General features: G+C 61.1%; 20 protein-coding genes. 8 read left to right on the forward strand and 12 right to left on the reverse strand.

Annotation, left to right across the window (positions count from 1 at the left end; all coding sequences use genetic code 11):
- Positions 1-45 precede the first annotated feature (45 nt).
- The 8 genes from hemL to hemE all read right to left on the reverse strand — a co-directional run bounded on the left by hemL (position 46) and on the right by hemE (position 8,722).
- Entirely contained in the window at positions 46-1,368 is a 1,323-nt protein-coding gene (gene hemL / locus JOD50_RS08150; RefSeq protein ID WP_420825532.1) for a glutamate-1-semialdehyde 2,1-aminomutase, read from the reverse strand.
- On the reverse strand, positions 1,365-2,378 hold the full coding sequence (gene hemB / locus JOD50_RS08155) for a porphobilinogen synthase (RefSeq protein WP_204881123.1): 1,014 nt from the start codon (positions 2,376-2,378) through the stop codon (positions 1,365-1,367). Before hemB ends, hemL begins: the two co-directional genes overlap by 4 nt.
- A 45-nt stretch (positions 2,379-2,423) precedes the next feature.
- Positions 2,424-3,185 carry a uroporphyrinogen-III synthase gene (locus JOD50_RS08160; RefSeq protein WP_204881124.1) on the reverse strand — a complete coding sequence of 254 codons (762 nt, stop codon included), beginning with the start codon at positions 3,183-3,185 and terminating at the stop codon, positions 2,424-2,426.
- Between the two features lie 81 nt (positions 3,186-3,266).
- Positions 3,267-4,166, reverse strand: coding sequence for a hydroxymethylbilane synthase (gene hemC, locus JOD50_RS08165; RefSeq protein ID WP_204881125.1), 900 nt, complete (start codon positions 4,164-4,166; stop codon positions 3,267-3,269).
- Between the two features lie 15 nt (positions 4,167-4,181).
- A complete protein-coding gene (locus JOD50_RS08170; RefSeq protein ID WP_204881613.1) occupies positions 4,182-5,381 on the reverse strand; it encodes a ferrochelatase in 1,200 nt (399 codons plus the stop codon).
- 26 nt (positions 5,382-5,407) lie between these two features.
- Complete coding sequence (hemQ, locus tag JOD50_RS08175) at positions 5,408-6,106, reverse strand: hydrogen peroxide-dependent heme synthase (protein ID WP_204881126.1); 699 nt, start codon at positions 6,104-6,106, stop codon at positions 5,408-5,410.
- A gap of 57 nt (positions 6,107-6,163) precedes the next feature.
- Positions 6,164-7,591, reverse strand: coding sequence for a protoporphyrinogen/coproporphyrinogen oxidase (locus tag JOD50_RS08180; RefSeq protein ID WP_204881127.1), 1,428 nt, complete (start codon positions 7,589-7,591; stop codon positions 6,164-6,166).
- A gap of 42 nt (positions 7,592-7,633) precedes the next feature.
- On the reverse strand, positions 7,634-8,722 hold the full coding sequence (hemE, locus tag JOD50_RS08185) for a uroporphyrinogen decarboxylase (RefSeq protein WP_204881128.1): 1,089 nt from the start codon (positions 8,720-8,722) through the stop codon (positions 7,634-7,636).
- Positions 8,723-8,832: 110 nt separating this feature from the next.
- On the opposite strand from hemE, the gene JOD50_RS08190 reads away from it, so the two are divergent.
- Positions 8,833-10,290 (forward strand): glutamyl-tRNA reductase, encoded by a 1,458-nt coding sequence (locus JOD50_RS08190; RefSeq protein ID WP_204881129.1) that lies wholly within the window; start codon positions 8,833-8,835, stop codon positions 10,288-10,290.
- Here JOD50_RS08190 and JOD50_RS08195 read toward each other — a convergent pair.
- The 4 genes from JOD50_RS08195 to JOD50_RS08210 are packed head-to-tail and all read right to left on the reverse strand — an operon-like array spanning position 10,287 to position 15,635.
- Positions 10,287-11,669, reverse strand: a complete 1,383-nt coding sequence (locus tag JOD50_RS08195) for an alpha/beta fold hydrolase (RefSeq protein ID WP_204881130.1) — start codon at positions 11,667-11,669, stop codon at positions 10,287-10,289. The two genes, JOD50_RS08190 and JOD50_RS08195, sit on opposite strands and share 4 nt — an antisense overlap.
- 53 nt (positions 11,670-11,722) lie before the next feature.
- Positions 11,723-12,316: a hypothetical protein gene (locus tag JOD50_RS08200; protein ID WP_204881131.1), complete on the reverse strand. Its 594-nt coding sequence runs from the start codon at positions 12,314-12,316 to the stop codon at positions 11,723-11,725.
- 36 nt (positions 12,317-12,352) lie between these two features.
- On the reverse strand, positions 12,353-14,917 hold the full coding sequence (locus JOD50_RS08205) for a DEAD/DEAH box helicase (RefSeq protein ID WP_204881132.1): 2,565 nt from the start codon (positions 14,915-14,917) through the stop codon (positions 12,353-12,355).
- Between the two features lie 25 nt (positions 14,918-14,942).
- Positions 14,943-15,635 carry an MBL fold metallo-hydrolase gene (locus JOD50_RS08210; protein ID WP_239541557.1) on the reverse strand — a complete coding sequence of 231 codons (693 nt, stop codon included), beginning with the start codon at positions 15,633-15,635 and terminating at the stop codon, positions 14,943-14,945.
- A gap of 73 nt (positions 15,636-15,708) precedes the next feature.
- Between JOD50_RS08210 and JOD50_RS08215 the strand changes: the two genes are divergently transcribed.
- The 7 genes from JOD50_RS08215 to whiA all read left to right on the forward strand — a co-directional run bounded on the left by JOD50_RS08215 (position 15,709) and on the right by whiA (position 24,814).
- Complete coding sequence (locus JOD50_RS08215) at positions 15,709-16,080, forward strand: GntR family transcriptional regulator (protein WP_204881133.1); 372 nt, start codon at positions 15,709-15,711, stop codon at positions 16,078-16,080.
- A gap of 71 nt (positions 16,081-16,151) precedes the next feature.
- A complete protein-coding gene (gene uvrA, locus JOD50_RS08220; RefSeq protein ID WP_338052076.1) occupies positions 16,152-19,034 on the forward strand; it encodes an excinuclease ABC subunit UvrA in 2,883 nt (960 codons plus the stop codon).
- 168 nt (positions 19,035-19,202) lie between these two features.
- The gene (locus tag JOD50_RS08225; RefSeq protein WP_204881134.1) at positions 19,203-19,871 is read left to right on the forward strand and encodes a lysophospholipid acyltransferase family protein; all 669 of its coding nucleotides are present in this window, start codon (positions 19,203-19,205) and stop codon (positions 19,869-19,871) included.
- 22 nt (positions 19,872-19,893) lie between these two features.
- Positions 19,894-21,819 (forward strand): excinuclease ABC subunit UvrC, encoded by a 1,926-nt coding sequence (gene uvrC / locus JOD50_RS08230; protein ID WP_204881135.1) that lies wholly within the window; start codon positions 19,894-19,896, stop codon positions 21,817-21,819.
- A gap of 26 nt (positions 21,820-21,845) precedes the next feature.
- Positions 21,846-22,739, forward strand: a complete 894-nt coding sequence (rapZ, locus tag JOD50_RS08235; RefSeq protein ID WP_204881136.1) for an RNase adapter RapZ — start codon at positions 21,846-21,848, stop codon at positions 22,737-22,739.
- 2 nt (positions 22,740-22,741) lie between these two features.
- Positions 22,742-23,782: a uridine diphosphate-N-acetylglucosamine-binding protein YvcK gene (locus JOD50_RS08240; RefSeq protein ID WP_204881137.1), complete on the forward strand. Its 1,041-nt coding sequence runs from the start codon at positions 22,742-22,744 to the stop codon at positions 23,780-23,782.
- A gap of 51 nt (positions 23,783-23,833) precedes the next feature.
- Positions 23,834-24,814 (forward strand): DNA-binding protein WhiA, encoded by a 981-nt coding sequence (gene whiA, locus JOD50_RS08245; protein WP_204881138.1) that lies wholly within the window; start codon positions 23,834-23,836, stop codon positions 24,812-24,814.
- Positions 24,815-24,968 lie beyond the last annotated feature (154 nt).

Consider the following 24,968-nt stretch of genomic DNA (forward strand, 5'->3'; position numbering starts at 1 on the left):
CCGAGCCGGAGCGTCTGATGCCGACCTATGAGGGCTGCACAGCGCTTAGGCGTGTGCGGCCGCCTTCGCAGCCACCGGAAGGGCTTCGAGGATGCGGTTCACGATCGCGTCGTCATGCTGTGCGGACACAAACCAGGCCTCGTAAGCCGATGGTGGCAAGTAGATTCCGGAGTCCAGCATCGAGTGGAAGAACCGGCCGAAGGCCTTGACGTCCTGTTGCTTAGCCTGCTCGTGGTTGGTGACGTCGCCGTCACGGAAGAAGACCGAGAACAACGTCCCAGCAGTGTTGATCGTGTGAGGGACGCCGGCTGCTGTGAGTGCTTCGTCCAAGCCAGCCTGGATAGCCTTAGACGCGCGTGCAACGGCCGCGTGAGCATCCTCATCCAGCGCACGCAACGTAGCAAGTCCCGCCGCGGTAGCGAGTGGGTTACCTGAGAGCGTACCGGCCTGATAGACCGGGCCGTTCGGAGCCAAGCGATCCATGATCTCCTTGCGTCCACCGAATGCACCGACTGGCATGCCGCCGCCAATGACCTTGCCGAACGTCATGAGGTCAGGAGCCCAGCCTTCGCCGTCCACGCCGTAGTAGCCGGTTGCGGAAGCGCGGAAGCCGGTCAAAACCTCATCGGAGATCAACAGGGCGCCAGCTGCGTGGGCGGTCTCTGCGAGGAAACGGTTGAATCCGATGCCGTCTTCAGTGCCCGGGGTCAGAACGCCGGTGTTGCACGGCGCGGCTTCCGTGATGATCGCGGCGATTTCCGAACCGCGGGCAGCGAACAGCTCGCGTACGGCCTCACGGTCGTTGTACGGCAGCACCACGGTGTCTTTCGCGGTGCCCTCGGTAACGCCAGCCGAACCAGGAAGTGCGAAGGTCGCAAGCCCCGAGCCGGCCTCAGCCAGCAGAGAATCGACGTGGCCGTGATAGCAGCCAGCGAACTTCACGATCACATCGCGTCCGGTAAAGCCGCGAGCCAAGCGGATCGCCGACATCGTAGCCTCGGTACCCGAGTTGACCATACGCATCTGCTCAAGCGGAGCGATCATCGAGGTCACAAGCTCAGCGAGCTCAACTTCGCCTTCATGCGAAGCGCCGAAAGACAACGAATGATCGGCGGCCGACTTCACTGCATCGATCACGTCAGGGTGGGCGTGGCCCAGAATCATGGGACCCCACGAACCCACCAGGTCCACGTACTCGTTGCCGTCCGCATCGGTCACGTGCGCACCCTTACCCGCAACAAGGTACGGGGGAGTGCCACCAACCGAGCCGAATGCTCGCACCGGCGAGTTCACGCCACCCGGAATAACCTTCTGGGCGCGCTCGAAAACTTCAGCACTGTGGGTCAGATTGCGGTGTTGAGTGGTCACAGGAACTCCTTCGGTGCTCGGCCGGAAGCCAAAAGTTCAGCGGCCTCCAGTGCGTAATAGGTCAGCAGGGTGTCAGCACCTGCACGTTTGAACGACAACAAAGATTCCAGCATGGTGCGTTCGCGGTCCAGCCAGCCTTGAGCGGCGGCGGCCTCGATCATCGAGTACTCACCCGAAACCTGGTAGGCACCCACCGGGACAGGGGAGGCCTCAGCGACCGCACGCAAAACATCAAGATACGGCAAACCAGGCTTAACCATGACCATGTCCGCGCCCTCAGCGATGTCCTGCTCGAGCTCCCACAGCGATTCACGCAAGTTAGCCGGGTCCTGCTGGTAGGTGCGGCGGTCACCTTCGAGGGACGAGTTCACGGCTTCGCGGAACGGACCGTAGAAAGCCGAAGCGTACTTCGCGGTGTACGCGAAAATGCTGGTGTCTTGGTAGCCCTTGGCATCGAGCGCCTCACGGATCACACCGATCTGGCCGTCCATCATCCCGGAAGGCCCCAGCATGTGCGCACCAGCCTCGGCCTGCGCAACCGCCATGTCCGCATAGATCGCAAGCGTCGCATCGTTATCAACTGCCGCAGGGGAGTCGCCGTCCGTCGACAGCACGCCGCAGTGGCCGTGATCGGTGAACTCGTCCAAGCACAGGTCGCTCATGACAACCGTGTCATCTCCGACCTCCTTGCGTACCTCCCACAAAGCCACGTTGAGGACCCCGTCCGGATCCACGCCCGCGCTACCAACGGCGTCCTTGGTTTCCGGAACACCGAAGAGCATGATGCCGCCCAGGCCAGCTTTCACGACATCGTGCGCCGTGCGCTTGAGCGAATCCATCGAATGCTGGACCACGCCAGGCATCGAGGTGATCGGGCGCGGCTCAGTCGCGCCTTCACGGATGAAAACCGGGAGGACGAAATCGGCTGGGCGCAGCGTGTTCTCGCGCACGAGAGCACGCACCGCCGCTGTTGAACGCAGCCGGCGAGGGCGATGATGTGGGAACGCCATGAACAGATGCTCCTTAGGTGGATTGATCCGGACGACTCATGGTCGTCAGGCTTGAGTGGTTTGTGTCGGTGAGACCGTCCGAAGTGCCGCGACGAGGTCAGCGGGGTAGGGGTGCTCGGCCTGCGCGGCGACGGCGTAGCCACGCTCCACGATGCGTTGCGCGGTCGGCTTTCCGATCGCGATGAGCTTGGTGGTTTCCGGCGGCCGATGCGCGAGCACCAGATCCGCGATGTGCGGGCTTGTGAGCAGAAAGGCATGGAATTCGCCGGCTTGGATGCGGGCCGGCAACTCGGCAGGAAGCGGCGCTGGAACCGGTGCGTAGGCGTCGAAGCGGTCAACGTCCCAGCCGAGGTTGGTGAGTCCATCCTTGACGGTCGGCCCGGCCTGCGCTGAAACCGGGTACGCAATCGAACGAGGGCCTTCGACATAGCGTGGGAACGAGGCGACGAGGGCTTCCCCCGAGCCCTCCGCAACGTGGGCAACACGGATGCCAGCCTCTTCGAAGGCTGCCGCGGTGGTGTGGCCGACCGCAACCACGGAAACGCTCGAATGCGGCGCGAAGACGCCGGCTGAACCGAGCGCTTGGACGGTGGTCTTCGACGTCACCACGAGGTGTGCGTCGCCGCCGCGGCTTAGTCGCTCATTGAAAGCCGCGATCGCATCGGAATCGGCGAATGAGAAATCGATGAAGGGATAGGCACACGGCTCAAAGCCGGCGTCTTCTAGCGCCGAACACAACCGAGCCGCGCGGCCAGCAGGCCGAGGGACCAATACCTTCGGAGCTGTAACCCGGAGCCTGTCTGACACGCACCTATCCCATCATCGATTCAATCGCTATATTTGCGGGGCATGGACTGCCGCGCTGGAGCTGCACGTTGAGCACAGCAGTTATGCCTTCAAGACTGTGCCGGCACCGGCGTCGAGCAGTCGCTGGGCCAGCACAGCGCCGAGCTCTACTGCGTCGCTCGCTGGGCCTTCAACATGGTCGACCCAGGTCTGCGAACCGTCGGTCGCGAACGCGCCGCCACGCAACGTGAGGACGCCGTGCTCAACCGTCGCGTACGCACCCACTGGAGCCGAACATCCGGCCTCGAGCGTGCGCAGAAGCGAACGCTCAGCCATAACCGCGGCACGAGTGTCCGCGTGGTCAGCGGACGTCAGTGCCTCGCCGTACCACGTGCCCTCAGCGTCCTCGGAACGGATTTCGAGCGCCAACGCACCCTGAGCAGGAGCCGGAAGGAACTGCTTCGGGTCGAAACGTTCGCTGATGTGCTCCTCGAGGCCCAAACGGTTCAGCCCCGCAGTCGCCAAAACAACGCCGTCCAGCTCACCGTCCGTGACCTTGGCCAAACGCGTGTCAACATTGCCGCGAATCGGCACAACCTGAAGATCAGGGCGCATAGCGCGCAACTGAGCTGCACGACGCGGGGAACCAGTCCCCACGGATGCGCCGGCTGGAAGGTCGGCCAGCGTCATCCCGTCACGGCTGCACAGCGCATCCGTAACATCCTCGCGCTGCGGGATGCATGCCAGAGCGATGCCGTGCTCAGGGGTCGTCGGAAGGTCCTTGAGCGAGTGGACTACCGCATCGACCTCGTTGCCCAGCAACGCCTCACGCACAGCATTCACGAACACGCCAGTGCCACCGATCTGAGAAAGGTGGCGGCGGTCCGTATCGCCCCTCGTCGTGACGTGGACGAGCTCGAAACGGTCCTTACCGACCGTCAGCTCGGCAGCCCACCCTGCCTGCGTCAGCGCGAGTTTCGAGGCACGCGTACCGATGCGCATCAGATCACCCAAGAATCATTCACCAGCCTGTTGACTTTGGTTCTCACGCTGAGCCTTACGCTCAGCGATCATGACCGCAAGTTCGCTCTGCTCCCCAGCGTTAGCGACATCCGCATCCGAATCGACGGCGGACGTTGTCGGCTGGATCGCGCGCTGGTTCGGGCAGCAACCTGCGCCGCACACATCGAACGTCGGGCCGAAGCTCGTGACGCACTTGCGCGGGAAGGTCGGGTCAAGCCGCTCTTGCACCAGGTCAGCGAGCGCCGCGATGAACTCAGGGGACTCGCCCGCGGTAGGGATGCGAACAAATGCGAGACCCGCCTCGTCAGCGGATTCCTTCGCCTCGGTATCGAGGTCCCACACGACCTCCATGTGGTCCGTCACGAAACCGATGGGAACCACCATGACCGCGGTGCGCTTACCTGGAAGCTCAGCGATCACATCGTTGACGTCCGGCTCAAGCCACGGAATGAACTCCGGGCCCGAACGCGACTGGTACACCAACTGCCACGGGAGGTTACCCACGGATTCCATGACGTACTCGGCGGCCGCGATGTGCTGCTTTTCGTACCAGCCGCCCGAACCCTCTTCCCAGGTTGCACGCGGGCCAGAGGTTTCGGCCATCGTGTTCGGGATCGAGTGGGTCGTGAACAGGATCTCGATCTGCTCGTCCTTGTGGCCTTCGGCGCGGAACTTCTCGAGGGCTTCGCGGATATGTGCGGCAACAGGATCCAGGAAACCAGGGTGGTTGAAGAACACGCGAGCCTTGCGGATATCCAGCTCACCCTCAAGACCCGTCGCATCCAACGCGATACCGAAGTCCTCGCGGTACTGACGGCACGACGAGTAGGAAGAGTAGGCCGAGGTCACGATGCCCAGGGCCGTACGGTGGCCGTCAGCGTGGATCTGCTTGACGGTGTCCGCCATGTACGGTTCCCAGTTGCGGTTACCCCAGTAGATCGGTAGGTCGATGCCGCGACGGGCCAGCTCGGCTTCGAGGGCAGCGATCATCGCCTTGTTCTGATCGTTGATCGGCGACTTGCCGCCCATCGAACGGTAGTGAACAGCGACCTCTTCGAGGCGCTCGTCTGGGATGCCGCGGCCGTGCACCACGTTCTTCAGGAACGGGATGACGTCCTCTTGGCCCTCAGGACCGCCGAAGGACGCGAAGAGGATCGCATCGATCGGCTCGGCCTCATCGATGTTGCACGGCATCGAGGTATCGGAGAAATCAACCGTGGTCACAGGAGTACGCCCGCCATTTCCTTGATGTCATCGAACATGCGGCCGGTGTGGAACGGCAGCTCATCGCGCACGTGCAGGCGTGCGTCGCTGTAGCGCAGGGTGCGCATCATGTCGACGAGTTCGGTGAGCTCGTCGGCTTCGAAGGAGAGCAGCCACTCGTAGTCGCCCAAAGCGAAAGCAGCTACGGTGTTGGCGTTGACGTTCGGGTACTGGCGGCCGAGCATGCCATGCTCACGCAGCATGCGGGAACGCTCTTCCTCTTCGAGGATGTACCACTCGTAGGAGCGGGTGAATGGGTAGACGGTGATCCACTTGCGTGGCTTGACGTCTGGGTCCATATAGGACGGCATGTGCGCGCGAGCGAACTCCGCAACCTGGTGAACGCCCATCGCCTGCCACACACGGTCAAGACCAGCAGCGGCCTCCGAGTTTTCGAACTCGCGGATGGCCTTCTGCATCTGCTCTGGGTCTTCGCCGGTCAGCCAGATCATGATGTCGTCTTCGGCGCGGAAGCCGGAGACGTCGTAGAGGCCGCGTACTTCAACGCCGCGAGCCTCGATCGACTTGATGGTGGCTTCGATGTCTGCGACGACGCGGTCAACGTCCAAGTTAGCGTCGCTCAAGCCAACGAGCTTCTGATAAACGTTGTAAGAACAGTACTTCACCTGCGTTGTTGCAATGTCAGCTTTGCTCATAGTTATCTCTCCATCACAGACGGGCCATGAGGCCGCGGATTGGTGTTTGTTTTAAGCCTATCGTTCGGTGGTACCAGAAGGTGCTGGCGGCACGTGGGTTGTCTTAGCGAAGCGTGCGATCGCATCTAAACCTGTTCCTGCACGCCACGATCCGGTGAGTTCAAGCGTCGGGTCTTCACTCAGCGCGATGCTGAGCGCGGCCAGCGATTCCGCATGACCTGGCAAGCGGCGGCGTTGGGTTACAGGCCAGTCTTGGACGAGCCAGTCGCGTACCTCGATCTCCGCGGCGTCGACACCCGTCATCGCTGCGAGGTCCTGGACCGCCTGCTCAGGGAACAGTGCATGGTCGGGCAGTTCGCCATCGGCTGGCGAGTAGCTGAGCCGTACGAACACACGGTCAGCAACCTTGGAGGCCTCACGCTCGATGTGTTCCCACTTGGCTGAAAGATGCGTCATCGCCTTGGCCCGAACACCGAGGGTATTCGGCGGAACGAGCACGCCGTTGCCTCGCGGATTCCTGGCCAGCTTGGGACTCACGACGCTCATCGCGACGAGCCGGACGGGGGAGGCTGGAGCCTCAGGGATGTGCGTGGCCACCTCAGGTGCGGGCTCAGATAACAGGTCCCGAGCGGTGTCGGGATCGGCCGCAACAGCTAGGGTCGCGGCGTCGAAGCTACGACCGTCGTCTGCCAGCACGGTCCATCCGCCGCGATCATCGCGGCGTAACGAGCTCACGCGCACGCCAGTTTCGAGAGTGCCGCCGCGTTGCTTCAGCGCATCTACGAGACCATCGATCAGCGTCGACATCGTCGGCACGGTCGCTCCAACGGCCGCGCCGGCCGTCTTACCTGACTGGTTGTTTGCGCGTCGCTTGTCCAGGACAGCGCGGGCGCCTCGGCGGAGGCTTCCGTACTGCTTGACGCTGTCGATCAGCCCAGGCACGAGCGCCTCAAGTTCGAGCGTGCGCGGATCAGCTGAATGCACACCCGTGATGAGCGGTACCAATAGGCGGTCAGCGACTCGTTTGCCCATGCGTTTTGACACGTAGTCGTACGTCGAGATGCCCAGCTCAGCCCCGTAGCTGCCCGGCAAGAGAGCGTCGCCCCATGCGCGGAGCGCACCCCACCAGCCCACGGCCCGCTTGACGTCATCGTTGAGCGGCTCCGTGGGGATTCCCCACAGCGAGGTTCCGGGGATTGGGAACGGACCGTGATTCGAGTGGATCCAGGATGCGTTGCCTTGCGGGCTTGCAACCTGGTCGCTCAGCCCGAGGGCTTCGATCCACTCCACCATCGCGCCGGTCCCGATTGCGTAGGATTCGGCGCCGCCGTTGAGGCGTACGCCATCCAGCACGATGTCGGACACGGCTCCGCCTGCATGATCGGCCGCCTCAAGAACGGTCACGTTGCGCCCGGCGTCTGCGGCGGCCAGCGCGTGCAGGAGCCCGGATGGGCCCCCGCCGATCACGACGTAGTCACAGCTCATGGTCTTTTGGACTTCAGTGGTTGGTGTCAGAGTGCAGTGTGGTCAGAGTTCGTGGATGTAGGAAACCAGATCCGTCAGTACCTGCGCCTCGGTCGTCGGTGGGACGCCGTGGCCGAGGTTGACGACGTGGCCAGGAGCTTTGCGGCCTTCTTCAACGACGCGGCGGGCTTCAGCGAAGCGGACCTCTTCCGTCGAGAACAGGACGGCCGGGTCGATGTTGCCTTGGACTGCCGTGGTCGGCTTGAGCTGGGCGAGCGCGGAGGGGATGGTCATGCGGTGATCAAGGCCCACAGCGGTCGCGTCGACCTCTTCGATCGCTTTGAGCATGTGGCCGGAACCGAGTGCGAAGTGGGTGCGTGGGGTTCCGAGGTCGGCTACGTGCTGCATCGCGATCGTGCTGAACGGCTGGGCGTGCTCGCGGTACGTCGCTTCAGAGAGCGAACCGGCCCACGAATCGAACAACTGGACCGAAGATGCGCCGGCCTCAACCTGGGCGCGCATGAAGAGGCCCGATGCGTGGGCGACCCACTCGGCGAGCTTGGCCCACAAGCGTGGCTCGGCGGTCATGAGTGCACGGGTCTTGAGGTGGTCACGCGAGGGGCGGCCTTCGATCATGTAAGACGCAACTGTAAACGGGGCGCCGGCGAAACCGATGAGTGGGGTAGTGCCGAGCTCATCGATCGTGAGGCGGACCGCTTCGCGGATGCATTCGAGGCCTTCTTGGTACACGTCATCGAGCGCGGGCAGGGCGTCGATGTCGGCTTCGGACGCGATAGGTGAGTCCAATACTGGGCCTACACCAGGCTCAATCTCTACGCCGAGTCCGGCGATCTTGAGTGGCGTCATGATGTCGGAGAAGAAAATGCCGGCATCAACCTTGTGCCGACGCACTGGCTGGCATGTGATTTCTGCCACCATGTCTGGGATGAGGCAGGACTCGAGCATGTCGGTGCCGGCGCGGACTTCTTTGTATTCAGGAAGCGAGCGGCCAGCCTGGCGCATGAACCAGACGCTCGGTGCGGCATCCGTGCTTTCGCCGCGTAAACGCTTGATGAGCGGGGCATCCGCGGTACCGCCTTCAGCGGTCGTGCGGTGCAGAGGGTGAGATGAAGGCAAAGTCACAGTTGTCATTGTGCCTTCATTATCTCATTGCCAACCTGGGAGGATTCTGAACGACACCTGGTGTTCATATGCCAGTCGCCTGCCGGCCATCGTTCGAGTCGCGGACTAGAATGGCAATCATGCTTATCGCCCTTCGCGCAACTCATGATCGCTTGGGGCTGGACGCCCTCGAACGCGTTACGCGAGGGGCTGACCAGCTCGACACCATCATCGACCGTCTTAACCAGGCTCACTCGGAACAACCGCTGTCCGGGTGGGTCTCGATGTCTACGTGCAACCGCCTTGAGATCTACCTCGACGCGGATCTCTTCCACGACGCTGTGGAGCTCGTCGCTCAGGCCGTATCGGAGGCTTCTGGACTCGCTCAAACCGAGGTTGAAGAGCTCCTGGTTGCTGACGCCGGGTCCTTGTCGGCTCAGCACATGTTCACGGTCGCTGCTGGCTTGAACTCTCAGGTGGTTGGCGAAGGCGAAATCAACGGCCAGGTGCGCTCGAGCTTCTCCGAGGCGCTGGCCGAGGGCCGCACGACGTCGATGCTCAACGACTTGTTCCAAGGCGCGTTGCGTACCGCGAAGAACATTAGCCACCGCACGACGATCGGTGCCGCTGGCCGCTCGTCCGTTACGGTTGCGATCGATCAGGCTGAGCCGACGACAGGTTCCCTCACTGGCGCGCGTGTGATCGTGGTAGGTACGGGCGCGATGGCCCGCATCGCTGCCTCGGATCTGAACCGCCGTGGTGTCGCACGCTTGGATGTTTTGTCCGGTTCTGGCCGCGCCAAGAACTTCGCGACGACGCACAACGCTCATCCTTTGGCAACTGACGAGATGCCTGCGGCGCTCGCGGCCTCTTCGCTCGTTGTTGCGTGCTCGGGCCGCGGTACTGCGCAGATTTTGACGCAGGATGTCCGCGACGCGATGCAGCTGAGGGAGCTGTACAACGCTGAGCACGCATCGGCGAAACTCGGTGAGCTCGTGATTCTTGACATGTCGCTGACTTCCGACTTGGAGGAAGGCGTGCGTTCGATTCCGGGCGTGCGCGTTCTGGGGCTCAAGGATATTTCGGCTGACGCTTCCGACCAGGAAGAGATCGAGCGTGCTCAGGACATGATTAACGCGGGCGTGGGCCGTTTCGAGCTGCGCCAGCAGATCCGCCGTCTGGACCCAGCTGTTTCGGCTCTGCGCCGTTCGGTGCGCTCTGAGATTGAGCGTGAGATCGAGGGCGTGCGCAATAATCACGACGAGGAAACCGTCAAGGTTGTAGAACGCGCTTTGGGGCGCGTCTATAAGCGCCTCTTGCATTCCCCGATGATGCGCGCCCAGGAGCTCGCTAAGGAAGGCGAAGGCCAGAAGTTCATGTCCGCGGTCCACACGCTGTTTGGCGTTGACCTCGAGCAGGGTGGACAGGTCCCTAACGACCCGGTTTCGATCGAGGCTCGCCAGACGCTACGCGAGGTTTCCGAAGGGGACCATAACGGCCCAGCACAAGCGATGCCGTTATCTGAAATCCGCGAAGCATTCGTTGATTACGAAGAGACGGCGAGCGTCATCGAGGACGAGCTCAAAGAAAAGCGCTAGCGGCCGATGCGCTCCCGCAACGCACCGAGGACTGTTGCGGGGTCGTCGGAGAGGCCATCGTGGTGATGATCCGCTGATTCCCACACGTTGATACCGCGGATTCTCGACGCGGTCTCGAGCGAGAGGTCGCGGTCCACATAGATGTCCGGCGTGTAGACGGCTGCCGCGACAGGAACCGTGTTGCTGGCCAGCTGACCGTCATCGTAGAGCGGCGTCCACGCATCGTATTCATGCAACGCGTGTGCGAGCTGCTCGAGTGGCTGCAACGCCGGGTCCTGCTCGAAATCCTCGGGCAGTGCGGCTTCGCCGATGAGCTGTGGAATATCGGTATCTGGCAGGGTCTGCGGATGAGTTTCGTGTTGTGAACGCGACGCCGCCCACCGGGTTGCAGGACCAGACGTGTAGATCGCTTCCTGAAACAGCCAATAGATCGGGTTGCGCGCGTGATCCACTTGCGAGCCCAGAAGCGAAAGCATGACAGGGGAGAGGCTCCTACCGGATCCGGCGCCCTGCGTTAGCGCGTCCTCGAGCCCGAAACGCAACTGCTGCACGCGCGAGTTACCGCCCAAAAGCATCCCGAGGCGTTGAACCGTCAGTTCAGTCACGACGTGTCCGTTGGCCAAGCGGTACGGCTTCCCCGCAGCGCGTGCGCGGCGTACCTCGGTGTACAGATCGCTCAGCTGTTGCTCTGAGTGCGGCCACGCGGTGAAAACCTCTGCCTGACGCTCCGCGATACGTGCGTAAGTCGCGTCATACACCCGCTTGGGGTCGCCTTCAATAAGGCCAAGCCCGCCTGTAATCATTGAGCCGGCCAGCGCATCGGGAGCGAAGCTGAGGTAGCTCATCGTGATGAAGCCGCCGTAAGACTGGCCGAGCGTGAACCACGAATCAACGCCCATAGCCAGCCGGATCGCCTCGGCATCCGCAACGATGTCAGTCGCGCGGAAATGAGACAAGAACTCGATCTGTTGCGCGATCTTCTGGGATTCCCGTTCGCCTGAGCCGATTGCTGACAAGGTCGCGGCGCTGATGGGCGACGAACCGCCGGTGCCTCGCTGGTCGAGCAACAGCACCCGGAAGTGCGGAAGGAGTTGGCCGAGCCAACCCGACGAGGGGTTCGCTGGCCGCAAGGCCTCGAAGCCTGGGCCGCCCTGAAGATAGACAAGCCACGGACGCTTGTCGGCATCCTCATCGGTTGAGCGGACTTCGCGCGCACGCACCGTCACGGTAGCGGCACCGGAATTAGCAGACGCCGGCTCCGTTGCGACGCCGTGCACGAGTGGCACTTCGTAAAGAACTGAGGATACGACAGCGCCCCGGCATGCATCCGCATCATCGCGGCGGAGTAGCGTGGCGGGGCGAACAGTCAAAGAAGTCAATTGAGCGCTGACCTTAGATCCACAAAAGACGCGTCACTCGGAGTGACCGAGCCTTAGTTGAGCTTCTGCAGAACGATGCTGTCCTGACCGTTGGTTAGCTCGACACCGTCAGCGGTCTCGGAAACGCGCAATGCGCCGGAGGTCAGGAACTGGCTCATGTTGTCGGATGGCTCCTGGTCGGCAGGTTCGCAGTCGCTCATGGTGCTGTGCGATTCCGTCAGCGTCACATCGCTGCCGTTCGTAGCGACCTTATAAGCACCGGTGGAGCACTGGCCCATACCCACGAGCATGCCAGCGCCGTCGCCCTCAGGGGTCAGGACGAAGCTACCGAGCTTGTTCTTCCAGGTGTTGCCGTTAACAGTCAAAGACTTGACGCTCAGCTGAGTGGACTCGGAGAAACCAAGGACGGAAACGTCGGAAGCCTTCGTGGAGGTTCCACCATGCGAGGAAGCTTCAGTGGTGGACTCAGCCTTGGTGTTTTCACCTTCAACAGAGCCGTCTTCCATGTGGAACTGGGAGGACTCTGGGGTAGGGGAATCGAGAGTCGTTGGGTGTTTGGGCGAACAACCTGCCAGGGAAGCAACTACCAACGATGCAGGCGCCAAGAGCGCAGCTGCGCGAACAATGCGAGTGGAAAGTCGTGACATGTACACCATTCTATCGCTAATTTGTGTTTCACATGCTCAACGGCGCTCGCCCGTGCCGTCGATGCGGCCGATCGCCGTGACGGTCAAGGCGAGCTCGCCTCTTTCATCGGTCTCATCCAAATCGATAACGGCGTCGAAACCCCAGTCGTGGTCGCCCTCCGGGTCAGCGAACGTCTGGCTGACTTTCCAGATCGGGCGGCCATCGGAATCCTTCGTCTCAACAATCTGCAACAGTTCGGGCGAGCGGCCGCCAGGGCCGTCATCGATGTCTTCGTGTTCAGCGAAGTAATCGTCCATCAGATCAGCCCACGCATCCGCATCGAAACCGGCATCGCCATCGAGCTCACCCAGCGCAACATCCTTCTCCGCGCCGAACAGCTTGACGCGAGAGAACATCGCGTTGCGGACCATGACCCGCAGCGCACGCCTCTGTTGAGACAAACGCGGTGGCTCAGCGGGTTGCTGAACCGACTGATCCTCAGGGACCTCACCCGAGGCCAGAGCCTCCCACTCGCTCAGCAGTGAGGAGTCGACCTGCTCGATCATCTGACCAAGCCACTCAGTGATGTCCTCAAGCTCCTCCGTCACCGCGGAATCAGGAACCGAGCTGCGCAAAGCCTTATACGCATCCGTGAGGTAGCGCAACAGAATGCCCTCGGCGCGCGTGACCTGATAGTTGCGCACGTACTCGCCGAAGCTCTGGCCGGTCTCATACATTTCACGGACCACCGACTTAGGCGAAAGCTCGTAGCCCGCGAGCCAGCCGGCACCCTGGCGATAACGCTCGAACGCCGCCTCGAGCTCTTCCCGCAGAGGCTGGGGGTGCGTGATCTCATCGAGGCGGTTCATGCGCTCGTGATACTCAAGGCCGTCCGCACGCATCTGCGCCATAGCCTCGTTCTTAGCCTTCTTGACTTGCGCGCCGATGACCGGGCGTGGATCCTCAAGCGTAGCCTCAAGAACAGAAACCACATCCACCGCATAATCAGGGGAGTCTTGGTCCAGCATCTCTAGCGCTGCGATAGCGAAGCTCGAGAGCGGCTGGTTCAGACCGAAATCCTCAGGCAAGTCAACCGTGAGATGCAGACGGTTGCGGTACTCGTCTGGCTCGCCGCGCTCCAGGACGTTGGTCGCCAAGAGCTCCTTGATGATGCCCAACGCCTTCTTGACGTGCTCACGGTTGCGGGTCGGCGGCTCGTGATTCTGCGTCAAAATATCGCGAGCATGCGCGAACGCATCGCCCTCGTAGGCGAGCAGGTTCAGGATCATCGCGTGCGAGACCTGGAAGGACGACGTCATGGTCTCCGGCTCAGCGGAAACCAGCCTCTCGAACGTCTTCTCGCTCCACGAAACGAAACCTTCCGGCGGAGTCTGCTTCTTGACCTGTCGCAGCTTCTTCTGATCATCCCCGTGACGGGCCCGTGCCTTCTCCATGGCCTTAGCGTTAGCGATCTCATGCTCCGGAGCCTGAACCACCACATCGCCTGCCGTGTCATAACCGGCCCGGCCCGCACGTCCAGCAAGCTGATGGAATTCACGCGCGTTCACGTGACGGCTGCGCTGGCCATCGAACTTGGACAAAGCCGTCAAGATCACGGTGCGGATCGGAACGTTGATACCCACCCCGAGCGTGTCGGTGCCGCAAATGACCTTGAGCAAACCGGCCTGCGCCAGCTGCTCGACGAGGCGACGATACTTAGGGAGCATCCCCGCGTGATGCACGCCAATACCAGCGCGAATCATCTTCTTGAGCGTCTGACCAAAACCGGACGCGAAACGGAAGCCACCCACGAACTCCGCGATCCGGTCCTTCTCTTCGCGGCTGGCCACGTTAAGTGAAAGCAAGCCCTGAGCCTGCTCGATCGCCTCGCGCTGCGAAAAATGTACAACATAGACCGGGGCCCGGTGCGTTTCGACGAGTTCCTTGATCGTCTCACCGATCGGCTCCATGCCGTACTGGTGATGGAGCGGAATAGGCCGCTCAGAACCCGAGACCGTCACGGCATCGCGGCCCGTGCGTTGCTTGAGGTCTTCTTCAAAGAACGTCGTATCGCCCAAGGTCGCCGAGAGCAACAGGAACTGCGACTGCGGCAGTCCGAGAAGCGGGACCTGCCACGCCCATCCTCGCTGTGGATCAGCGTAGAAGTGGAACTCGTCGGCAATCACGACTCCGCAGTCCGCGCGTTCGCCCTCACGCAACGCCATGTTCGCGAGAATCTCCGCGGTGCAGCAAATGATCGGCGCCTTCGGGTTCACACTCGCTTCGCCCGTAAGCATACCCACGTTCTCAGCACCGAAAACCTTGATCAGGTCAAAGAACTTCTCCGAAACCAGCGCCTTGATCGGCGCGGTATAAAACGAACGCTCACCGCGTGCCAACGCCGCAAAGTGCGCCGCGATAGCAACCATCGACTTACCCGAACCCGTCGGGGTAGCAAGAATCACATGCTTACCCTCAACAAGCTCCATCACGGCCTCATCCTGAGCCGGATACAACGTCAGCCCACGGTCCGAAACCCACCGCACAAACGCATCGTAAATCGCTTCCGGAAGGTTCGTTTCCGTTGCATTCGGAACACGATCAGACAGATTCACACTCATATTTACAGCCATCACCAGCTACGCGTTACCAGCCGCGGGCACGCCACTCGGGCAGGCTCGCGCGTTCGGCACCCAGCGTGGTGCCGTCGCCGTGGCCAGGCAAAACCACAGTGTCATCCGGATAGCGGCCAAACAGCTTGGTCTCAACATCATCAATCAGCGTCGCGAACCGCTCCGGGTCGTTCCACGTATTCCCCACACCACCAGGGAACAACGAGTCACCCGTAAAGAGGTACTGAACGCCGCCGATAGAGGTAGCCAACGCAATCGAACCCGGCGTGTGCCCGCGCAGCCAGATCACATCCAACGTGACACCGCCAGCGGTCACCGTGCCACCATCGTCCACAGAATCAGTGAACGTGACACCTCGCATTTCTTCCACGGCAGGAATATCCAGCGGATGCCCGATGAGGCGCGTACCTTCCGTGAGCATGTCAGCCAGCGCTCCCGTATGGTCATGATGCTGGTGCGTGATCACGATGGTCGGCGCGGCTTCAGCGCCGATGGCGGCACGCAAAACGTCCGGCTCGGCAGGCGCATCGATCAGCAAGACGTCCTGCGGATCAGCTACTGACTGCAGAATATAAGCGCGGTTATCCATATCGGACACCGCGACCATGCTGAGCCGAGTGAACTCATCCGATGCAATGAGCTGTGCTGGTGAATTCTGTGCTGGTGAATCTGCTGGGGAAGCTGGTTCTTGAGATGCTGGAGCCATGCCTCGTAGTATACCCTGATACATATCTACTATTGTGTTGTGTTGAAGGCACTGATGACGCCGGAAAGCTGCTATGACAATCCTCGCTGAGTTTGCGATCTCTGATGAAGATATGCCCCCGTACCGCCAGGTGCGTCGCGCTATTGCCCAAGATATTCGAGAGGGCAAGATCGCTGTAGGAACCAAACTCCCGACAGTGCGTGCCCTCGCGACACAACTCGACCTCGCAACCAACACGATTGCCCGGGCATATAAAGAACTCGAAGAGCTTGGCCTCGTCGAAGGACGCGGGCGAGCGGGGACCATCGTGACCCCAGGCGCTGGCCGCGCATCGGCGAAACTCGCATCCAATGCATCATGGTTCGCGCGCTCAGCAGATGGCGCGGGGCTCAGCCTCGAAGCCGCACTCGACCTCGTCCGTGCGGCCTGGCCTTCCAATAAATAACCGCAACAGCGCCCGCCAGTAATCACGAGCCCCCGCTCACTAGCAAACACACACTCACTATTATTGGAGCTGTGACTTCTTCCGTGACCACACCGTCCACCACGCGCCCAGACCGCACCCGCATCGTCGTCCAGGGAGCCCGCGAACACAACCTCAAAAACGTCGACGTGACCTTGCCGCGCGACGCGATGATCGTTTTTACGGGGCTATCCGGATCCGGTAAGTCCTCCCTTGCGTTCGACACGATCTTCGCGGAAGGCCAGCGCCGCTACGTCGAGTCGCTCTCGGCCTATGCCCGCATGTTCCTGGGGCAGGTGGATAAGCCCGACGTCGACTTCATCGAAGGGCTGTCCCCGGCGGTTTCTATCGACCAGAAGTCCACATCCAAGAACCCGCGTTCGACCGTCGGTACCGTGACCGAAATCCACGATTACCTGCGCTTGCTGTTTGCGCGCGTCGGCGTTGCACACTGCCCTGAATGCGGCGAGAAGATCACCGCACAGACCCCGCAACAGATCGTGGATCAGCTGATGCGGGAAGGGGAGAAGACCCGGCTCGCGGTCATGGCGCCAATCGTGCGCGAGCGCAAGGGCGAATTCCAGGACCTCTTCGCGCAACTTTCGCAAGACGGCTATGCCCGCGCCCGTGTTGACGGGGAAACCATTCAGCTTTCCGGTCCGCCGAAGCTCGCGAAGCAGTACAAGCACACGATCGAGGTCATCGTCGACCGCATCGCAATCAAAGACTCAGCGATGCAGCGCCTCACCGACTCGATTGAGACTGCCCTCAAACTTGCGGACGGGCGCGTCATGATTGACTTCGTGGACCGCGATGCCGATGCGGCGGACCGTACCCGCACGTTCTCCGAAAAGCTCGCGTGCCCCAACGACCACCCGGTCCAGCTCGAAGAGATCGAGCCGCGTACCTTTTCCTTCAACAACCCGTTCGGTGCATGCCAACGCTGCGACGGCATCGGGCACCAGCTCGAAGTAGACCCCGACCTTGTGGTTCCAGATCCTTCCACGACGCTTGCGGAAGGCGCGATCGCTCCGTGGGCCGTGGGCACCCAGGTTGCAAAGTACTGGGTTCGTGTCATGGCCGGCCTGGGGGACGAGCTCGGCTTCGACGTCAACACGCCGTTTGAAAAGCTGCCTAAGAAGGCCCAGAAAGCGCTGTTGCACGGCAAGGACTACAAAGTCACTGTCGCCTACCGCAACCGTTTCGGACGCGAACGCCGCTACACGCAGGGTTTTGAAGGTGTACTCGGCTACATCAAGCGTAAGCACGGTGAAACCGAATCAGACACCGCTCGTGAACGCTACGAAGAGTACATGCGTAACGTCCCGTGCCCGGAGTGCAACGGTGCCCGCTTGAACCCGGCCGTCCTCGCGGTTCTCGTGGGTGGGAAGTCGATTGCTGAGGTCTCCGAGATGGCGCTCGATGAAGCCTATGAATTCGCGGCCAACCTCGAGCTCAACGAACGTGAAGCAAAGATCGCTACCGAGGTCCTCAAAGAGATCCGAGCGCGCCTGAAGTTCATGCTCGACGTCGGCCTCAACTATCTCAACCTGTCGCGTGCATCGGCCACGCTTTCGGGCGGTGAGGCCCAGCGCATCCGCTTGGCAACTCAGATCGGTTCGGGGCTTGTCGGCGTCCTGTACGTGCTCGATGAGCCGTCCATCGGCTTGCACCAGCGCGACAACCGCCGCCTCATCGAGACCTTGACGCGCCTGCGCGACCTCGGCAACACCCTCATCGTCGTTGAACACGACGAGGAAACGATCGAAGAAGCCGACTGGATTGTCGATGTGGGGCCCGGCGCCGGCGAGCACGGCGGGCAGATCGTGCACTCGGGCTCGCTTGCCGAGCTCAAGAAAAACAAGGAATCCATCACGGGCTCGTATCTGGCGGGCCGCCGTAGCATCGCAGTTCCTGAACAGCGCCGCAAGCGCGACACCAAGCGCCAGCTCAAGATTGTTGGCGCGCGTGAAAACAACCTCAAGAACGTGACCGTTAACGTTCCGCTCGGGATGCTCACGGCCGTCACGGGTGTGTCCGGTTCGGGTAAGTCGACGCTCATCAACGACATCCTGTATCGGGTTCTGGCGACAAAGCTCAACAAGGCCAAGCTCGTTCCGGGTCGCCACACCCGCGTCGAAGGTCTTGAACACCTTGACAAGGTGATTCACGTGGATCAGAGCCCGATCGGCCGCACTCCGCGCTCCAACCCTGCGACCTACACGGGGGTGTTCGACCACGTCCGCAAACTATTCGCGGAAACTCCGGAAGCGAAGATGCGCGGCTACCTGCCGGGACGGTTCTCGTTCAACGTTAAGGGCGGGCGTTGCGAAGCATGCAAGGGCGACGGAACCATCAAGATCGAGATGAACTTCCTGCCGGACGTCTATGTTCCGTGCGAGGTGTGCCACGGCGCCCGCTATAACCGCGAGACGTTGCAGGTCAAGTACAAGGGCAAGTCGATTTCCGATGTCCTTGACATGCCTATCGAGGAAGCCGCTGAATTCTTCGCTGCGTTCAGGCCGATCGCTCGCCACCTCGACACGCTGGTCGATGTGGGCCTCGGCTATGTACGGCTCGGTCAGCCGGCAACGACGCTGTCTGGCGGTGAGGCGCAGCGTGTCAAGCTCGCGTCGGAACTGCAGAAGCGTTCGAACGGCCGCAGCATCTATGTTCTGGATGAGCCGACTACGGGTCTGCACTTCGAAGACATCAGCAAGCTTTTGCGTGTGATTCAGGGACTCGTGGACAAGGGCAACTCGGTTGTTGTGATTGAGCACAACCTTGACGTCATCAAGTCCGCTGACTGGATCATTGATCTTGGTCCGGAAGGCGGTTCCGGTGGCGGCACGATCGTCGCGGAAGGAACCCCTGAAGATGTTTCGAAGATTGAGGCCTCGCATACCGGTTTCTTCTTGAACGAGATCCTCAACTGATGTCCGACTCGCATATATGTCTAAAACCGCATGTATATGTGTGCCGTAAACCTCAATTCATGAGATAAAACTGGGTGATATTCGTGGCACAATTGCAAGCGGAAAACTTCCAGAACATGCAAGCGAAGTATGCCAATTGCGGCATGCAGGTAAGGTGACGATTCCGAGATGGCAAGCATCGACTTCTTCAAGCCCGTCGTAGCGCGGGCCATCAAGCTTGTCTTCAGACCGACCATCACCGGCTTCGAGAACGTACCGAAAGAAGGTCCGTTCATCGTTGCCTCAAACCACTTGTCGTTCTTCGACTCGGTCATCATCCAAGCTCTGATGCCGCGCAAGGTCGCGTTCTTCGCGAAAGCGGAGTACTTCACGACCCCGGGTTTCAAAGGCCGGCTCATGAAGGCGTTCTTCACCTCCGTTGGGTCAATCCCCGTTCAGCGCGGCCAGCAAGCAGCTTCCGTTGCTGCGCTCGACAAACTCGTGGAGATCCTCGAAGACGGCTCCGGCGTCGGAATCTATCCTGAAGGCACGCGCTCGCGTGACGGCCGCCTCTACCGTGGCCGCACCGGCGTCGGCTGGCTTGCACTAGCAACCGGAGCCCCGGTTGTCCCTGTGGGACTCATCGGAACTGACAAGCTCCAGCCGGCGGATTCCAACCGCATCCGCCGCCACAAGTTCCAGCTCCACGTGGGGCAGCCACTCGCGTTTGAACACCCAGGTCCTAAACATCCGTTGCCGCTACGTCGTAAAGTAACTGATCAAGTGGTCGACGCAATCGCGAAGATCACGGGACAAGAACGGGTAGGGGAGTACAACAAGGCCCCGACAGCCGAGTAGAGAACCAGGTGAGGTGATTCAGGTGGCCGATCCGGCATCGTACCGCCCTGAGTCATCTCAGATACCTACAAGCCCAGGCGTCTACCGTTTCAGGGACCCTGCGGGCCGCATTATTTACGTCGGCAAGGCTAAGAACCTCCGAAACCGCCTCAACTCGTATTTCGTAGCGCCCGAACAGCTTTCGCCGAAAACGTACACGATGGTGCACACGGCTTCATCGGTTGAGTGGACTGTGGTGGCGTCAGAGCAAGAGTCGCTGCAACTTGAGTACACGTGGATCAAACAGTTCAATCCGCGTTTCAACATCATGTTCAGGGACGATAAGTCCTACCCGTACCTCGCTGTCACGGTGTCTGAAAAGTACCCTCGCGCCCAAGTGATGCGAGGGGACCGCCGTAAAGGAACCAAGTACTTTGGGCCGTTCTCCCCGGCGAAGGCTGTACGCGAGACTCTTGACCTGCTGTTGAGGGTGTTCCCGGTCCGGACGTGCTCGGCCGGTGTTTTCAAACGGGCCGAACGATCAGGCCGGCCGTGCCTGCTCGGTTACATCGACAAATGCTCGGCCCCGTGCGTCGGGCGGGTGAGCGAAGATGAACACCGCGAGCTCGTCGACGGCCTGGTTCGTTTCATGGCAGGCGACGGCAAGCCAGCGATCCGGTCTCTCGAAACCAAAATGAGGCAAGCGGTAGCTGAGCTCGATTACGAATCCGCTGCCCGCTATCGTGATGACATTCAGGCGTTGCAGAAAGTCTTTGAACGTAACGCCGTAGTGCTCGATGAGTCGACGCACGCCGACATCTTCGGTATCGAGCAAGACGATCTTGAAGCTGCCGTGCAAGTTTTTCACGTCCGGCATGGCCGAATCACGGGTCAGCGTGGTTGGGTCATGGAGAAGGTCGAAGACCTCGAAACGCCACAGCTTGTTGAGCAGCTCCTCGAACAGGTTTACGGTGCATACGACGACGCCGACAGGATTCCACGGGAAGTGTTGGTCCCGGAGCTACCGACGCATCTTGACGCCCTGACCGGCTGGCTGTCTGAACTGCGCGGCGCGAAGGTTTCGCTGCGCGTGGCTCAGCGTGGAACCAAACGTGAGCTTGCAGAGACCGTGCAGGAGAACGCGGTTCAGGCGCTCAAGCTCCACAAGATCAAGCGCGCGGGTGACATCACGGTGCGGTCCGCCGGCCTGCAACAGCTTCAGGAAACCCTCGGGCTCAGCGAACCGCCGTTGCGCATCGAAGGCTATGACAACTCGCACTCATCGGGTACCAACGTTGTCGGCTCGATGGTCGTGTTCGAGGACGGCCTGCCCAAGAAATCCGACTACCGCCGTTTCATGGTCAAAGGCGATGCCGCTCGTGACGACACGGCCTCGATGTATGACGTGATTTCGCGCCGTTTCCAGCGTTACTTCGAAGACCTCGCTGAAGCTGAAACTCACACTTCCGGCGAGATCAGCGCGGAGGAAGCGACCAAGGCGCCAGCCGCAAAGTTCGCTTACCCGCCGTCGCTGGTTGTGGTCGACGGCGGGCCTCCGCAAGTCGCGGCCGCTCAGCAAGCGCTCATGGACTTAGGCATCACAGACATCGCTGTGGTGGGGTTGGCGAAGCGACTCGAAGAGGTCTGGGTTCCGGGGGATGACTTCCCCGTGATTTTGCCGCGGCAGTCCGAGGGGCTTTTCCTGCTGCAACGGGTGCGTGATGAATCCCACCGGTTCGCGATTACGTTCCACCGGGAACGCCGCGGGAAATCGATGCTCGAGTCCATCTTGGACACCGTCGATGGGCTGGGGCCTGCCAAGCAGAAGGCCCTGCGTGCGGAGTTCTCGTCGCTCAAGAAAATGCGTGCGGCCACTGTCGACGAGTTGCAGAGCACTAAGGGGATTGGCCCGGCGCTCGCCCAGAAGATCTACGATGCGCTCCACAGTGAGGACGGCGAGGCCCGCTAAGCCTGGCGGTTGGGTAGCCTTAGGTTATGCAGATTGAGCAGCCAGCTGAGGTTCCCCAGAAGAACACGATTGTTGTCATGACCGGCATGTCCGGCGCGGGCCGTACGACGGCGGGCCACGCCTTGGAAGACATGGGGTGGTATGTCGTCGATAACTTGCCGCCCCAGATGCTGCAGACGCTCGTGGATGTCTTGTCCCGGTCGCGCAGCCAGGAGTTCAGGATCGCGGTTGGTATTAACGTACGTTCCGAGCAGGTCCTGGAAGACCTCACGAGCACGCTCGCTCAAATGGATACTGACGGCATCGAGTATCAGATGCTGTTCATTGATTGTGACGATGCGACGTTGGTGCGTCGCTTTGAACAAGGACGCCGTCCGCATCCGTTGCAGGGTAGTGGCCGCATCGTGGACGGGATCGAGGCCGAGCGCGCGCTGACTGAAGGCCTCCGTGAGTGCGCTGATTTCACGGTGGACACCACGACCATGAGTGTGCATGATCTGAGCCGTTCGGTGCATCACTTGTTCAACGAACAAGGCCCGGTCGTGTTGACGCTCAACGTGATCAGCTTCGGCTTCAAATACGGTGTGCCGATGGACGCGAACTTCATGGCGGACGTGCGTTTTGTGCCTAATCCGCATTGGGTTCCTGAACTGCGCCCGCTGACTGGCCAGGACAGCGAGGTATCGGAGTATGTCCTCGGCGCGGAAGGCACCGGGACCTTCGTCGACCATTACGTTGCGGCACTCGAATCGGTTTTCGATGGCTACCGTCGCGAACGCAAGCACTATGCAACGATCGCGATCGGCTGCACTGGCGGTAAGCACCGTTCGGTTGCGATCGCTACCGAGGTTGCTCGCCGCCTGGATGAGCATCCGCATTTGAAAGTTGTGCTTTCACACCGTGACTTGGGGAGGGAGTAAGCGTGGATATCCCTACACATGTGCTCCCTCTGGTTGCTCCTCGGCTGAGCTCGAGCCAACAACGTTCACGTTGGAAGATCACGGCACTGGGCGGCGGGCACGGTCTGCACGCTTCTTTGCGGGCGCTGCGGTTGCTTGATGCGGACCTCACCGCGATCGTGACGGTTGCCGACGACGGCGGCTCCTCGGGACGCATCCGCGACGAATTCGGTGTGCTCCCGCCGGGGGACTTGCGTATGGCGCTTTCCGCTCTGTGCGATGACAGCGAATGGGGTCGTACGTGGGCGCGCGTGATGCAGCACCGTTTTACGACGTTGCCTGATTCTCCGCAAACCATGGAGGGCCACGTCCTCGGTAACTTCCTCATCGTGACGTTGTGGGAAATGCTGGGCGATGCGGTTGAGGGTCTTGAATGGGCCGGCCAGTTGCTAGGCGCTCGCGGCCGAGTTCTGCCGATGTCTACTGACCCGCTGCGCATCAGGGGCACTGTGGTGACGGAGCGGAACGGCCAGCTAACTAGCGAGGTACATGAGGGCCAGGTTGCCCTGGCTAAGGCCGCGCACCAGGGTTCCGTGACCGAGATCTGCTTGCTACCTGAGGAAGCTAGCGGCACGCCACAGGCTCTCGATGCGATTCGTGAAGCCGACTGGAACGTTCTGGGCCCTGGCTCCTGGTACACGTCAGTCCTGCCTCACCTGCTTCTTGAAGACAGCCGGAAGGCCCTCAGCGATTCGAAGGCTCGCACCCTCGTGACAATGAACCTGACGTCCTCGGCGCAGGAGGCGTCTGGGTTGAAGTCTGCGGACCATCTGAAGATTCTGGCCCGCTACGCTCCGGAGCTGCACATCGACGCGGTGCTGGCCGACCCGTCGACGATTGATGACCGCGCGTATTTCTGTCAGGTCGCTGAAAACATGGGGAGCCAAGTGTTTTTTGACCGTGTGGAATCACGGGTACAAGAGTCGGTTCATGACCCGTTGCGGCTCGCTGCAGCGTATAAGGATGTTTTCGCTCACTTCGAGTCCAACGGCGCGTCCCGTTAGACTTAAGATCTTTGTAAGGTTCCGTGTAAGCCGAAAGGGATGTCAACGCTCATGGCATTGACGAATGCTGTTCGAGATGAATTGGTTGCTGTGGATGTGACCGTGACGTCCCAGCGTCGTGCTGAGGTAGCGACGATGCTTCGACTCGCGGGCGGTTTGCATCTTGTCGGTGGGCGGATCGCCGTTCAGGCTGAGGTCAGTGGTGAAGCGATCGCCCACCGTATTCAGAAGACGTTGGCTGAGGTTTTCAACGTTCGATGCGCTATGCGGTTGGTTAGCGGTGGTGGGCTTCGTAACTCGGAGCGTGTTGAGATGCAGGTTTTGGGTGACGGTGCTTCGCTCGCACGGCAGACGGGTTTGGTTGATGGGATGGGCCGCCCGGTCCGTGGCCTTCCTCCGTCGATCGTGAACGGTTCTGTGGCTGATGCGGCGGCCGTGTGGCGTGGCGCGTTCTTGGCCGCGGGTTCTCTCACGGAGCCTGGGCGTTCGTCCGCGCTAGAGATCGTGTGTCCTGGCCCGGAGGTTGCGTTGGCGCTGGTTGGCGCTGCCCGCAGGCTTGGTATTACAGCCAAGGCGCGCGAGGTTCGTGGGCAGGATCGCGTGGTTTTGCGTGATGGCGAGGCCATTGGCCTGCTACTGCAGAAGATCGGTGTTGTTGAGACGGTTAAGGTGTGGGAAGAACGCCGTGCCCGCAAGGAGGTCCGCGCGAACGCGAACCGCCTAGCTAACTTCGACGACGCAAACCTTCGTCGTTCCGCGCAGGCAGCGGTTGCCGCGGGTGCACGCGTTCAGCGCGCGCTGGAGATCCTGGGCGACGACGTTCCTGAACACCTGCGTGATGCAGGTACGCTGCGCATCGAACACAAGGAAGCGAGCCTCGATGAGCTCGGGCGCTTGGCTGATCCGCCGCTCACGAAAGACGCGATCGCTGGTCGAATTCGCCGTTTGCTCATGATGGCGGACCGCGTTGCCGACGAACGTGGAATCCCGAACACGACGACTGCAGTCCCTGCGGATATTCTCGACGATTAGGGAATAACAACGGATGAGGGAATAACTATCCGGTGACGTTGGTTACACGCACATGAGGGCATCTTTCGGAATGGCTCCCAATAGCTTGTGGACCCCAGTGCTCGCACGGCTCACACCGACAGGTTGGAACCGACGGGTGCACAGGTTCGCATCA

The organism is Pseudoglutamicibacter cumminsii (genome assembly GCF_016907775.1).
GTDB classification, from domain to species: domain Bacteria; phylum Actinomycetota; class Actinomycetes; order Actinomycetales; family Micrococcaceae; genus Pseudoglutamicibacter; species Pseudoglutamicibacter cumminsii.